The organism is Prosthecochloris marina, from assembly GCF_003182595.1.
Classification (GTDB): Bacteria; Bacteroidota; Chlorobiia; order Chlorobiales; family Chlorobiaceae; genus Prosthecochloris; species Prosthecochloris marina.
Map to the genome: position 1 here is coordinate 34,775 of NZ_PDNZ01000002.1, position 12,224 is coordinate 46,998.

Annotated in this window: 12 protein-coding genes; 3 read left to right on the forward strand and 9 right to left on the reverse strand. The window is 46.5% G+C overall.

Going from position 1 to position 12,224, the window contains the following annotated elements; all coding sequences use genetic code 11:
* Positions 1-237: 237 nt before the first annotated feature.
* On the forward strand, positions 238-693 hold the full coding sequence (locus tag CR164_RS02350) for a regulatory protein RecX (RefSeq protein WP_110022333.1): 456 nt from the start codon (positions 238-240) through the stop codon (positions 691-693).
* Positions 694-923: 230 nt separating this feature from the next.
* Here CR164_RS02350 and pyrH read toward each other — a convergent pair whose 3' ends face one another.
* From pyrH to rplM, 5 genes are all read right to left on the reverse strand, one after another.
* Entirely contained in the window at positions 924-1,643 is a 720-nt protein-coding gene (gene pyrH / locus CR164_RS02355) for a UMP kinase (RefSeq protein WP_110022334.1), read from the reverse strand.
* A 60-nt stretch (positions 1,644-1,703) separates the two neighbouring features.
* Entirely contained in the window at positions 1,704-2,570 is an 867-nt protein-coding gene (gene tsf / locus CR164_RS02360; RefSeq protein ID WP_110022335.1) for a translation elongation factor Ts, read from the reverse strand.
* A gap of 39 nt (positions 2,571-2,609) precedes the next feature.
* A complete protein-coding gene (gene rpsB / locus CR164_RS02365) occupies positions 2,610-3,398 on the reverse strand; it encodes a 30S ribosomal protein S2 (protein ID WP_110022336.1) in 789 nt (262 codons plus the stop codon).
* 140 nt (positions 3,399-3,538) lie between these two features.
* Positions 3,539-3,928 (reverse strand): 30S ribosomal protein S9, encoded by a 390-nt coding sequence (gene rpsI, locus CR164_RS02370; protein ID WP_110022664.1) that lies wholly within the window; start codon positions 3,926-3,928, stop codon positions 3,539-3,541.
* 17 nt (positions 3,929-3,945) lie between these two features.
* On the reverse strand, positions 3,946-4,395 hold the full coding sequence (gene rplM, locus CR164_RS02375; RefSeq protein WP_110022337.1) for a 50S ribosomal protein L13: 450 nt from the start codon (positions 4,393-4,395) through the stop codon (positions 3,946-3,948).
* A gap of 398 nt (positions 4,396-4,793) precedes the next feature.
* Here rplM and der point away from each other — a divergent pair, with 398 nt between their 5' ends.
* Both der and CR164_RS02385 read left to right on the forward strand, forming a co-directional pair.
* A complete protein-coding gene (gene der / locus CR164_RS02380) occupies positions 4,794-6,104 on the forward strand; it encodes a ribosome biogenesis GTPase Der (protein WP_110022338.1) in 1,311 nt (436 codons plus the stop codon).
* Between the two features lie 54 nt (positions 6,105-6,158).
* Positions 6,159-7,244 carry an Mrp/NBP35 family ATP-binding protein gene (locus CR164_RS02385; RefSeq protein WP_110022339.1) on the forward strand — a complete coding sequence of 362 codons (1,086 nt, stop codon included), beginning with the start codon at positions 6,159-6,161 and terminating at the stop codon, positions 7,242-7,244.
* A gap of 217 nt (positions 7,245-7,461) precedes the next feature.
* Here CR164_RS02385 and CR164_RS02390 read toward each other — a convergent pair whose 3' ends face one another.
* The 4 genes from CR164_RS02390 to CR164_RS02405 form a co-directional block, all read right to left on the reverse strand.
* Entirely contained in the window at positions 7,462-7,722 is a 261-nt protein-coding gene (locus tag CR164_RS02390) for a NifU family protein (protein ID WP_110022340.1), read from the reverse strand.
* A 184-nt stretch (positions 7,723-7,906) separates the two neighbouring features.
* On the reverse strand, positions 7,907-10,219 hold the full coding sequence (locus CR164_RS02395) for a DNA translocase FtsK (RefSeq protein ID WP_110022665.1): 2,313 nt from the start codon (positions 10,217-10,219) through the stop codon (positions 7,907-7,909).
* A gap of 43 nt (positions 10,220-10,262) precedes the next feature.
* Complete coding sequence (gene gcvT / locus CR164_RS02400) at positions 10,263-11,351, reverse strand: glycine cleavage system aminomethyltransferase GcvT (protein WP_110022341.1); 1,089 nt, start codon at positions 11,349-11,351, stop codon at positions 10,263-10,265.
* Between the two features lie 341 nt (positions 11,352-11,692).
* Positions 11,693-12,208 (reverse strand): hypothetical protein, encoded by a 516-nt coding sequence (locus CR164_RS02405; RefSeq protein WP_110022342.1) that lies wholly within the window; start codon positions 12,206-12,208, stop codon positions 11,693-11,695.
* Between the last annotated feature and the right edge of the window lie 16 nt (positions 12,209-12,224).

A 12,224-nucleotide genomic window follows, 5' to 3' on the forward strand; every position in this document is an offset into this window, starting at 1 on the left:
ATCTGAAGAGGTGTACATTGCTAAAGAGTATCAATCTGTAAGGCTTTGAATATAGCAAAAACCTGAAACCCTGAAAACCCCGCAAGACTGCCGTTCCATTATTTTTCCGGTTGTTATTACTTTGGGATAACAGAGGTAGTAGTTAATGGAAATGAGAGAAGCAGGTAGTTTGATTGCTTTGCCATTAAACTATCAGGCATCACCCTAACAAGCCATTAGTTACAAACTGGAAAAACCATGACCGAAAACTCAGACAAAAAGGCTTTTGAGCTAGCCATCCGTTACCTCGGCAACCGAGAACATTCACGTAAGGAAATCGTCACAAAACTTGAACGCCGGCAATTCAGCCCGGAAGCTGTAGAAAAAACCCTGGAGCGACTCGATGAACTCGGCTTGCTTGACGACAGATCGTTTGCGTTGAACTACATAGGAAGCAAATCGAGAAAAAAACCCTCAGGACGTTACAAACTCAGATATGAACTGCTCCAGAAGGGCGTTTCCGAAGAGATTATCGAAGAGGTTCTCAATGAATATGACAGCTCTGGCTATTGTCTCGATGCAGCACTGAAAAAACTGCCATTCCTTAAGGGAGATGATCATTACAGGCGACGAAAACTGCACACTTTTTTGATGAACAGAGGATTTGACAGCCAGACGATCCGTCAAACCCTTGACCAGATTTTCCGATCCTGACCCCTCTTTCTGCCAGGCTGGATCCGGAAAAGGGGCGCGCTTTGTTTTCTGTTTTTGCGTTACCCGATACGGAAACTCATAAAGAGTCCTTGAATTCCGTATGGATGAGGCTGCAACCGAAGAGTGCCCATCGTTACTTGCGCGGCAGCAGAATTCGGAACCCTTTGGTGATCACATTCAACTCAGCGGCTCCACGGTATTTCAACTCTTGACCACAACCTTTTTTTATCTCACTCTTCACCCTGGTTAACAAGTGTCCCGACAGTTTCACCGTTCAGTAATCGCACAAAGTTACCTTCCACATTCATATTCATGACGACGATAGGAAGAAGATTTTCCCTGCAGAGAGTAATGGCTGTGAGATCCATTACTCTGAGATTCTTTTTCAGAACGTCGATATATGAAATGTTACGGTACATTTCAGCAGCCGGATTTTTTTCCGGATCAGAGCTGTAAACTCCATCGACACGAGTTCCCTTGACAATGACATCAGCCTCAATCTCGACAGCTCGAAGCGAAGCTGCAGTATCGGTTGTAAAGTAAGGATTTCCCGTACCGCCACCGAAAATAACCACTCGTCCTTTTTCGAGATGGCGTATTGCACGCCTGCGAATAAAAGGTTCGGCAACTTGCTCCATCTTGATCGCGCTCATGAGACGCGTAAAAACCCCTTTTCTTTCAAGCGCATCCTGAAATGCAAGAGAATTGATGACAGTGGCAAGCATCCCCATATGATCTGCCTGAACACGGTCCATAGTTGCCGCAGCCGAAGACAAACCCCGAAAAATGTTACCGCCCCCTATCACCAATGCAATTTCCGCGCCGAGTTCAAGAGCTTTTTTAATTTCCTCCGCATAACGATCCACCATGCGGGCATCGATTCCATAACCTTCGTCACCGGCAAGTGCTTCACCGCTTAGCTTAAGAAGGATGCGCTTATACTGTAACATGAGTGTATCTCCAGAATATTTTACACCAAAAAAAAGCCTCGTAAAACGAGGCTTTTCGATTTATTCACCCAACTGATATCTGATAAAACCGTCTATCGTCATTTGCATATCGTGCTGCTTTATAAAATCTTTCAGCACATCTTGAACCTTTGCATTACTATCCTTTATAAAGGACTGCTCGAGCAGCACCACTTCCTGGTAGTATTTTTCCAGACGACCGGTCACAATTTTATCGACAAATTGCTCGGGCTTCCCTTGGCTCAGAGCCTGTTGACGATAAATTTCTTTTTCCTTGTCAATATAATCAGACGGAACACCGGAACGCTCGACGACGATAGGTGAAGCCGCAGCGACCTGCATAGCTATATCTTTAGCGAAAACAACGGATTCCTGCGTATTCTCACCTGTCACCTTGACCATTGCCCCAAGTTTTGATCCCGGATGCACGTAACCGGCAACAAGCCCGGCTTCCGTTTTGACATACTCCAGTCGCTTAAGCTCGATTTTCTCACCGAGTTTCCCCGTCATAGTCTTAATGGCATCTTCAACCGATTCACTGCCATAAGCATCACTCAGAGAAACATTCATCATGCGCTCCGCTGAATCGATGCCGCTTTCAAGTGCAGTTTGAGCAATAACCTCGGCGAAGCCAGTAAAATCTTCACCTCGTGCCACGAAATCGGTCTCACAATTGAGTTCGAGGATAACCCCGGTATCAGCAACGTTGTTGATCTTGACAACAATCACCCCTTCCCTTGCCTCACGTTCAGCACGCTTTGCCGCAAGTGCCGCCCCCTTTTTACGAAGGTACTCCATGGCTTTCTGCATATCGCCTCCGGTTTCATCCAAAGCTTTTTTGCAGTCCATCATACCAACGCCGGTTTTATCTCTTAGCTCTTTAACCGTTTTTGCAGATATCTGACTCATTACACCCTTTATAATGTGGTTTAAATGGTAAAATAGTAATTAATCCTGAGCACTCTCTTCCTGACCTGCTTTGTCATGTTCCTCTTCTTCAGCTTCTTGAGCTTCAGCCATTGCCGCTTCTTCGGCAGACTGTTGACGGGCGTTGGAAATCGCATCAGCAACCCCTTTGACCATCAGTTCTATGGAACGAATAGCATCATCGTTTGCAGGAATCACGAAATCAACTTCATCCGGATCACAATTGGTGTCGACAAGAGCAAAAATCGGTATTCCGAGTGATCGGGCTTCTCTTACCGCGATGTGCTCTTTTTTAATATCAACGACAAAAAGTGCCGCCGGCAACCTGGTCATTTCTGCTATACCACCAAGTATTCTCACGAGCTTTTCTTTCTCACGCATCAGCATGAGACGCTCTTTTTTGGTAATCATATCGAAGGTACCATCGGTTTCCATCCTGTCAATAGCATTCATCCTCCGAATGCTTTGCCTGATTGTCGAAAAATTGGTAAGCATACCACCAAGCCACCTCTCCGACACATAAGGCATACCTGCCCGCTCTGCTTCTTCTGCAATAATGGATTTCGCCTGTTTTTTCGTCCCTACAAACATGATCTCCCTACCTGTCATAGCGATTGCCTCGATGGCTTTCATCGCCTCTTCCGCCATTACAAGGGTTTTTTTGAGATCGATGATGTGCACACCGTTCTTCTCCATGAAGATATACGGCTTCATTTTGGGACACCAGCGGCGCGCCAGGTGACCGAAATGTACACCGGAACGTAGCATGTCCTCAAGCTGAAATCTTGATGCTGTTTGTGTCTGCTGCATAATTCTAATGGTTTTTCCTCTATCCTGCCTATATCGTACGGAATCCGGTACAGACCATACCGGACACCTCCGCACAACGTCACCCGCTGAAGCGGGTTAGCAGAATATGCGTTGTTGATATAATAGTATAAATAAAGAACTTAACGTTTCGAGAACTGGAACCTCTTACGAGCTTTTTTCTGGCCGTATTTTTTCCTTTCAACCATACGTGGATCCCTTGTCATAAGCCTGTCCTTACGGAACAGCAAACGGTTTTCAGCATCGGCTTCCACAAGAGCTCTTGCGATAGCGAGGCTTACCGCACCTGCCTGACCGCTGATACCACCACCCTGTACATTGACTTTGACATCAAACTCGTCCTGCTTTCCGGAAAGCATCAGGGGCTTGAGTGCTTCACTTCTTTTATATTCGTCCCTGAAATACTCATCAGCTGGCCGCTTGTTAACCGTAACAGACCCCTTACCCGGAACAAGAAAAACCCTTGCCACCGAGGTTTTTCTGCGGCCCACTGCATTGATAACCTCTTTCATCACCATTTGTTTTATTATTAGTTAACCTTCATTTCAACAGGACACTGAGCAGCGTGCGGATGCTCGGGACCAGCATATACTTTGAGCTTTTTAAAAAGTGCTCTTCCGAGATTATTGTGCGGAAGCATTCCCCACACAGCTTTCTCGATAACCTTTTCAGGGTTTTTCACGAGAAGCTCCTTGACGTTTTCAACCTTAACGCCACCAGGATAATTGGAGTGTGAAAAGTAGGTCTTTTGATCTATCTTTCTTCCACTCAACCCGATTTTACCGGCATTCGTTACGATAACGAAATCTCCCGTGTCTACATGCGGGGTAAACTGTGGCTTGTGTTTTCCACGCAGTACCTTCGCAATTTCACTGGCAAGACGGCCCAACACCTTACCTTCCGCATCAACGACATACCATTTGCGCTCAACTTCTCCGGGCTTGGCCGAATATGTCTTGAAACTAATCGTCTTACTCATCCTCGTACATTGTTTAGAGAAACATTCCAAAAAATTGTGTCTGGCAATGTAATTTATTTCGAATAATTCTACAAACATTATACCTTGCCAAACACAATTGCAACTGTCAATGATCCGGCGAAAGCATCGTAACGTTGCCTTTTTATGTAACAAGAGCCTTGATGACGTGCGACAGGATAGCTTGTTAGGCGGATAACAAAGAAAAGCAAAAGTATTTTCATTTGCTGATTATTATGACGAAGATATAGTTTAATTTGAGACCGCAAGTACCATGAAGGCTTTAAGTACCTTATACGTCCCGGAATAGAGACCTGTGAGGACCACATGTTACATGTCTCATAACGTCACGGCCATTCAGCTATCAAACTGTCTGGTTATCAAGCCATTAAAACGGAACAATGAAACCTCTTGTAGCTCTTGTCGGCCGGCCGAACGTCGGGAAATCAACCCTTTTCAACCGTATTACACGGAGCAAAAGCGCAATTACCGACAGCACACCCGGAGTAACGAGGGACCGCCATATGGCACAGGCTGAATGGCAAGGAAAACAGTTCATGGTGATGGACACCGGGGGGTATTGCCATGAAAAGGACACGATAAGCACCGCCATGCTCGAGCAGACGCTTACCGCAATACATGAAGCGGATGCCATTTTGTTCATGGTCGATGTGCGTTCCGGGTTGACCTATCTCGATCTCGACATGAGCGGTATGCTTAAAAAGCATTTCCGGGATAAACCGGTTTATCTGGTCGTAAACAAGGTTGAAAGCCGCCAGCTTGCATATGAAGGTGAAGAATTCCGTAAAACCGGCTTTACCGAACCCTGGTTCATATCCGCCCGGGAAGGAACGGGGGTAGCAGACCTGCTCGATGAAGTTGTGCTTTCTTTTCCCGAAGCAAGTCCGGAGGATGAAAAAGATGAGGTAACCAGGCTTGCCATCATCGGACGCCCCAATGTCGGCAAATCGAGCTTCGTCAACGCTCTTCTCGGTACAAACCGGCATATTGTCTCAAACACACCCGGGACAACAAGGGATGCCATAGACAGCAGATTCAAACGTAACGGAAAGGACTTTCTATTGATCGACACCGCAGGTCTGCGTAAACGAACAAAAATCGACAAAGGTATAGAATTTTACAGCTCCCTGCGAACGGAAAAATCCATCGAACGTTGCGATGTCGCACTGCTGTTGCTCGACGCTGAGCAAGGCCTTGAAAAGCAGGATATAAAGATCATACAGATGGCGGCCGAAAAGAAAAAAGGAATCCTTATCCTTGTCAATAAATGGGATCTTATCGAAAAAGATTCGAAAACAAGCAAAAAATATAGTGACAATCTCTATGCTCAAATCGGCAATCTCTCCTGGATTCCGATCCACTTCGTTTCGGCACTGACCAGAAAAAACCTTTATAAAGCGATCGACACCGCTCATGAAATTTCGCTGAACCGCCAAAGGAAAATAAGCACAAGTGAACTCAACAGGTTCCTGCAGCACGTGCTCTCGGAAGTTCCACCTTCCTCAAAGTCGGGGCGTGAACTCAAAATAAAATACATGACCCAGATTGGCGCTCATTACCCGGTATTTGCGTTTTTCTGTAACAACCCGGACCTTGTACTCAGCAATTATAAACGGTTTCTTGAAAAGCGTCTTCGGCAAACATTCGATTTTACCGGAGTGCCACTATCATTACGTTACAAAAACAAATAAGTCCACCAAAAACGCTTATACATACATTTTCAGAACCTCATAAATTTTTACGATATGCCAGTAATTACCGAGAAGCAGGTACTTGAAGCCCTTGAAAACGTCATGGATCCTGACCTGAAAAAAGATCTGGTCTCTTTGAATATGATCAAGGACGTACGTATCGATGACAGCAACAACATCTCTTTCAGCATTCAGCTGACTACACCTGCCTGTCCGATGAAAGAACACTTCAGAAACGCATGCACAGCCGTCATTCGCGACCGACTGCCTGAAGCGGGCGAAATAACAATAGATCTCCCTGCAAAAGTCACCTCAGGCACAAGCTGTGGTAACCACGGAGAAAAAACAAATCCCTTGCCCAATGTCAGAAACATCATTGCCGTCGGTTCGGGCAAAGGCGGAGTCGGCAAATCAACCATAGCAGTCAACCTTGCAGTGAGCCTTGCCCAAACGGGTGCGAAAGTCGGCCTGATCGATGCAGATCTTTACGGGCCGAGCATACCGACGATGTTCGGCCTTGAAAACAAGCGCCCGGAAGTAGTTGACAAAACCATCATACCAATCGAAAAATACGGTGTGAAACTCATGTCAATCGGTTTCCTGATCGAAAGCGACAACCCGGTCATCTGGAGAGGCCCCATGGCATCATCCGCCATAAAGCAGTTTATCACCGATGTTGCATGGGGTGAACTGGACTATCTCATTTTCGACCTGCCTCCCGGCACAGGGGATATTCAACTCACTCTTGTACAAACGCTTCCCGTCAACGGCGCCGTTATCGTCACAACTCCCCAAGACGTTGCCCTGGCTGATGTTTCAAAAGCGGTCACCATGTTCAGAAAGGTCAACGTACCACTGCTTGGCCTCATAGAGAATATGAGCTACTATCTTCTGCCCGATGGCTCAAAAGACTACATATTCGGCAAAGGGGGCGGGGAAAAGTTCGCCAAGGCTCAGGGAATAACGCTTCTTGGTTCAATACCGATCGGCGGTAGTATCAGAGAAGGAGGAGATAGTGGAAAGCCGGTTGTTGTTGAATCTCCCGACAGCATAGCTGCAAAGGCGATCGACACCGCAGCCTCTGAGGTTGCAAGAGAAATTTCCATACACAATGCCGCAGCGTGCGCCCACCACAATTGACAAAAGTCATGCCACCCTGTGTAATAAATAAAGACTGTTACATGGGGTGATCCGGCAGAAAAAGATCATGTTGTCTTGTGAAACAGTTGTTTTGGACCTCAGGAGTCAGGCTCGGGAAGGGTAATTACGAAGGGAGAACCTTTAACTATCTGCTAACAATACGAAAGGCTGTCTTTTCATGACAGCCTCTTTTCATGACGAATTTGTGACTTGTCCTTTAAACCGACTCCACCCTTGCGATTTCAGGAATAGCTCTCTTGACTGCCTGTTCCACCCCGGCACGAAGCGTCAGCGTACTCATCGGGCAGGAACCACAGGCTCCGAGAAGTTTTACATCGACAACCATATCTTTGGTAATGCCGACAAGCTGGCAGTCTCCCCCATCAGCCTGAAGGTAAGGGCGAACATCTTCAAGCGCCTTTATAACCCTGTCATACAACGGATCGGTATCCGGCAAATAATCTTTATTGGTATTCATATTCTTTGTTTTTGTGTACGGAAAAAATCACGGGTATAGCATCCCATGACCTAATATGAACTGTCACGAGCAAAAAACAAAATGATTTTCCCAAATCAGGCGATTGCCAAGGACGCCTGACTCAAGGTTTTTTTCAATGCTCATTTATTCGCTGTTATGGACCTCCGATAAAATGGGGAATCCCTCAGTCAAGATTTCTCAACAACAGATCAAGCGCATCGTGACTGTCAACCAAAACATCACGAGCCTTGCTACCGTCGGCAGGTCCTACAATACCGGCAGCTTCCAGTTGATCCATAATGCGGGCAGCCCTGCTGAAACCCAGTTTAAGACGTCGCTGAAGCAGGGAAACACTCCCCTGCTGATGCATAACCACCAGATGTGCAGCCTCTTCAAACATGGAGTCCCTTCCATCTTTATCCTGAAAACCACCGTTTTGCACACCATTTCCTTTTTCCTTTATGTCGGGCTGTGGAAGATGGTAGAAATTTTTCAAACCATCCTGTTTACCGATAAACGAAGTAATGGCCTCCACTTCCCCTGAAGAGACATAAGGACATTGAATACGTTCAGGCTTCGGTTGTGAGGTGGGTTGATACAGCATATCACCGTTTCCAAGAAGCTGCTCGGCACCTGACCCGTCAAGTATAGTACGGGAATCAACCTTACTTGCAACCTGAAAAGCGATCCTTGCAGGAAAGTTCGCTTTAATGACCCCGGTTATAATATCAACCGACGGCCTCTGGGTTGCAACAATAAGGTGAATGCCGACCGCCCTTGAAAGCTGTGCCAGGCGGGTGATCGGTTCCTCGACGTCCCTTCCTGCAGTAATCATGAGGTCGGCCAATTCGTCAACAACGACAACGAGATAGGGCAGTGCTTCGTCAGGTTGTTTGCGATTGAAATCGGCAATGTTACGAACCCCGGCTTTTTCAAGCAGATCATAGCGCTGCTCCATCTCTTTCTCGACTGACTTCAGTGCATACACTGCCTTTGTCGGATCGGTGATTATCTGTTCGTCAAGACCGTGAAACTTTACAAGAAAGTGGTTTTTGAGGTTCTGGTAATGCAACAGCTCGACACGCTTGGGATCTATCAGTACAAATTTGACCCTGTCAGGACTGCATGCGTAGAGAAGACTGGTTAACATGACGTTGATACCTACCGACTTTCCCGAACCGGTTGCACCTGCAATCAGAAGGTGAGGCATGGTAACAAGATCTTCAAGGTACACCTCATTGGCAATGGTTTTTCCCAAAACAACCGGGAGAGCCATTTTGTTGTTCTTGAATTTTTCAACCTGAAGAACCGAACGCATCCATACAGTTCGTGGCTTGCCGTGCGGAATTTCAACCCCAACGGCATTTTTTCCAGGAATAGGAGCAATGATCCGGATACCTCTTGCCGCCATCGCCATCGCAAGATCATTTTCCAGTGACGTCACCCGGCTTACCTTAACATCGGGTGCAAGTTCAAGCTCAAAAAGGGTCACTCTCGGACCGACAGTGGCAGATATTCTTACAACCTCCACCTTGTATATCCGAAGCTTTTCAAGTAGCCTGTTTTTACTGTCTTCAAGCAGCGTTTCATCAATATAGTCGTCTTCCTCGCGAGTATGACGAAGCAGATCAACAGAAGGAAAACGGTAAGCAATCCTGTCCTTTGTTTTTACTTTGAGTCTGCGTTTATCGAGATCGGCCTCTTTCTCATGCACTCCTTCGCGAATGGTTATTTCCGGCTCATCATCAGTTGGAGCCGATGAACTAGAATTTGCTGCCTCTTCTTGAGCTTCTTCAGTCAGTTTTTCAACAAAAGTGTTTTCCGGATTTTCAGGTGGGAAAGGTAAACTCAACTCCGCTTCTTCGGATTCCGGTTTCGACTCCCTGCTTTTTTTATGCTCGAAGGCAGCAACAATGCGTCCCTTGAGAACTCCGATACCAGTGAAGGCAGAACGCAGCTTGTCAAACGGATTTTCAACAAGAATCCTTACAGCGAAAAGAGTTGCCGCCGCAGCAAGTGCAGCAAGCAGAATCCATGCTCCCGTATAGCCAATAACCGTTGAAAGAACTGCTGCAAGCATCCTCCCTATCGCACCGGACATGACATCACCGAACGGTGCGGTAGTCAACCCGAACATGGAGGCAGCAACAAGGGATATGAAAACCGTGTAAAATGTAAAAAGTAACGGGGGTTTGAGACTTTTATGGCGCAAGAGAGACCACCCCCAATAGAGAAGAGCCAAGCCGGGAACTATTGAAACATAACCCAGAAAAGACCTGATAAAAAGTTCCGCCAGGCGTGCCCCGAAAATACCGAAGGGATTGTGAAGCTTTGAAACCGTTTCCATTGCGCCACGGCCAAAAAACTCATACCACTTCAACCCGGCCAAAACTGTTTGGTCATCTTGATCATAAAACAGCAACGCCCCGATATAAAAAAAGGCAATGATGCCCAGTACTATCCCTGACAGCTCTTTTTTCAGCTTCTCCTTGTTCATAAAGTAACTATGCCTGAAATCCAGTTCATTGTTCACCAGTTTTTCACTGCCGGACAAAAGGTAATTTGACAACCTTGCCACTGTAACGCTTATTCCTGACATCCATAAAAACAGCACTACCTGGCTCCATCGATTGCCGCAACACATTTGCAGTCCCTATAGGCTTCTGCAGGGTTGGCGACATGGTACCGCTACAAACCTTCCCGATTTCATTCTCGTCACTGTCATACAGCATATACCCCTGGCGCGGAATTGCACGTTCTTCCATAACAAATCCAACGATGGTCCGCTCAGGTTGACGATCAGCTTCGGTACAGGCTTCTTTGCCGATAAAATCACCCTTATCAAGCTTCGTCACCCATTTCAGCCGGGTTTCAATAGGGTTGGTCTCACGATTTATTTCATGACCATAGAGGGGGTAACCCATTTCAAGCCGCAAAGTGTCCCTTGCTCCAAGCCCAACAGGCTGAACACCGAACTCACTGCCTTCCTGCATGAAAACTTTCCACAAATCCTCTGCACGTTCATTCGGTATCGAAATCTCGACACCTTTTTCTCCAGTATATCCGGTACAGGCAACCATGAGCTCCACATCCTGAAAATCGGTCCGGAGAAATTGAAAAGAAGAAAGCTGCTCACACACCGATGAAGAAAATACCCGTTGGAGAATATGCATCGACTTGGGCCCCTGGAGGGCAATGAGTGAGAGTCTTTCCGTATGATCTTCAACCGACACTCCCTCGAACGCTTCCACATGCTTCCTGAGCCAATTGAAATCTTTCTCCATATTACTTGCATTGACGACAAGAAACCATGTCTCATGATCTATCCTGTAAATGATAAGGTCATCGACAATTCCACCGTCGGGATAAAGCATCAAAGTGTACTGTGCCTGACCGTTTTTCAGGGAAGCCGCATCGTTGGTGGTCATGAACTGAAGAAACTCGAGAGAACGCGCACCCTTAACATAAAAGTTACCCATGTGGGAAACATCGAAAAGCCCTGCTGCAGTACGAACGCACTTATGCTCTGCAATAATCCCGGAATACTGAACAGGCATGAGGTAACCGCAGAAATCGATCATTTTCGCTCCTCTTTCCTCGTGCCATGAATACAACGCTGTTTTTTTCATGAATCGTCAAACTTACATCATTATGTTACCGGCAGCATCCGCTTTCTCAACGCGTTAACGCTGTCATTTTCTGCAATAAACATAACAATATAGAATTCCGGGAAATAAATCTGCGGCACTGTCATTCTCTTCCATATCGGACTGTGCACCGCAGAAAAACGAAATCCTTCCAAAGTGTACCTAAAGCAGGAAAGGAAATTCGGCTCAGTGTACTTCTGTTCCCCCATGCATGACGGTCGGGATATCGGGAAACAATAGGGGATAAAGTCAATTTTCTAGCTGGTGAAGAGAGTTTTCCTGACGGCAAAAACCAGGGTAATAAGCCTATAGTGAACGATGGATTATGTCATATCGACAACCCTCGAGCCCCTGTTGTTCTCAAGGTTACTATCCTCAAACCCTTCGGGACTGGCCACAATTGATATCGTATACAGACCGGGAGGATCACCGTCGAGTGTGACCGAAGCCGAAAATGCCACCCCTATTTGCCCCGGTTCAAGAGCGTTTTTTCGTATAGCCCTCTCTTTGAACACCTCCATCCCATTGGCATCTCTGATAATGACGTCGATACTGTAAAGCCCGGATCGAACGATACCGATATTTTGGCAGAAGACACTCAACACAAATGGCTCATTTACACGAGGCACCACTGGTTGAACCTCGATACCGGAAACTATGATATCCGGCATGACCCCTGAGCGCGCCCAGCTTTGCTCCCGTTGGATATCTCCAGTAGTTGATTCGGAAAGACGATAATCATTCATGAGGAATAGCAATGAAGCAAAAAGCACAAGCACAGCAAGAATCGCACCTATCCTGCGCTTTTTCGACCCCGGACTTTCTACAAAAAGAATCATCGTATCAACCGGGTTG

Bases quoted from the DNA above. Each gene is read 5' to 3' on its own strand.
- rpsI (WP_110022664.1), bottom strand. From the start codon at position 3,928: ATGAAAGAGGTTATCAATGCAGTGGGCCGCAGAAAAACCTCGGTGGCA.
- gcvT (WP_110022341.1), bottom strand. From the start codon at position 11,351: ATGAAAAAAACAGCGTTGTATTCATGGCACGAGGAAAGAGGAGCGAAA.
- CR164_RS02350 (WP_110022333.1), top strand. From the start codon at position 238: ATGACCGAAAACTCAGACAAAAAGGCTTTTGAGCTAGCCATCCGTTAC.
- rplM (WP_110022337.1), bottom strand. From the start codon at position 4,395: ATGAGTAAGACGATTAGTTTCAAGACATATTCGGCCAAGCCCGGAGAA.
- der (WP_110022338.1), top strand. From the start codon at position 4,794: ATGAAACCTCTTGTAGCTCTTGTCGGCCGGCCGAACGTCGGGAAATCA.
- CR164_RS02395 (WP_110022665.1), bottom strand. From the start codon at position 10,219: ATGAACAAGGAGAAGCTGAAAAAAGAGCTGTCAGGGATAGTACTGGGC.
- rpsB (WP_110022336.1), bottom strand. From the start codon at position 3,398: ATGCAGCAGACACAAACAGCATCAAGATTTCAGCTTGAGGACATGCTA.
- CR164_RS02385 (WP_110022339.1), top strand. From the start codon at position 6,159: ATGCCAGTAATTACCGAGAAGCAGGTACTTGAAGCCCTTGAAAACGTC.
- CR164_RS02405 (WP_110022342.1), bottom strand. From the start codon at position 12,208: ATGATTCTTTTTGTAGAAAGTCCGGGGTCGAAAAAGCGCAGGATAGGT.
- CR164_RS02390 (WP_110022340.1), bottom strand. From the start codon at position 7,722: ATGAATACCAATAAAGATTATTTGCCGGATACCGATCCGTTGTATGAC.
- pyrH (WP_110022334.1), bottom strand. From the start codon at position 1,643: ATGTTACAGTATAAGCGCATCCTTCTTAAGCTAAGCGGTGAAGCACTT.
- tsf (WP_110022335.1), bottom strand. From the start codon at position 2,570: ATGAGTCAGATATCTGCAAAAACGGTTAAAGAGCTAAGAGATAAAACC.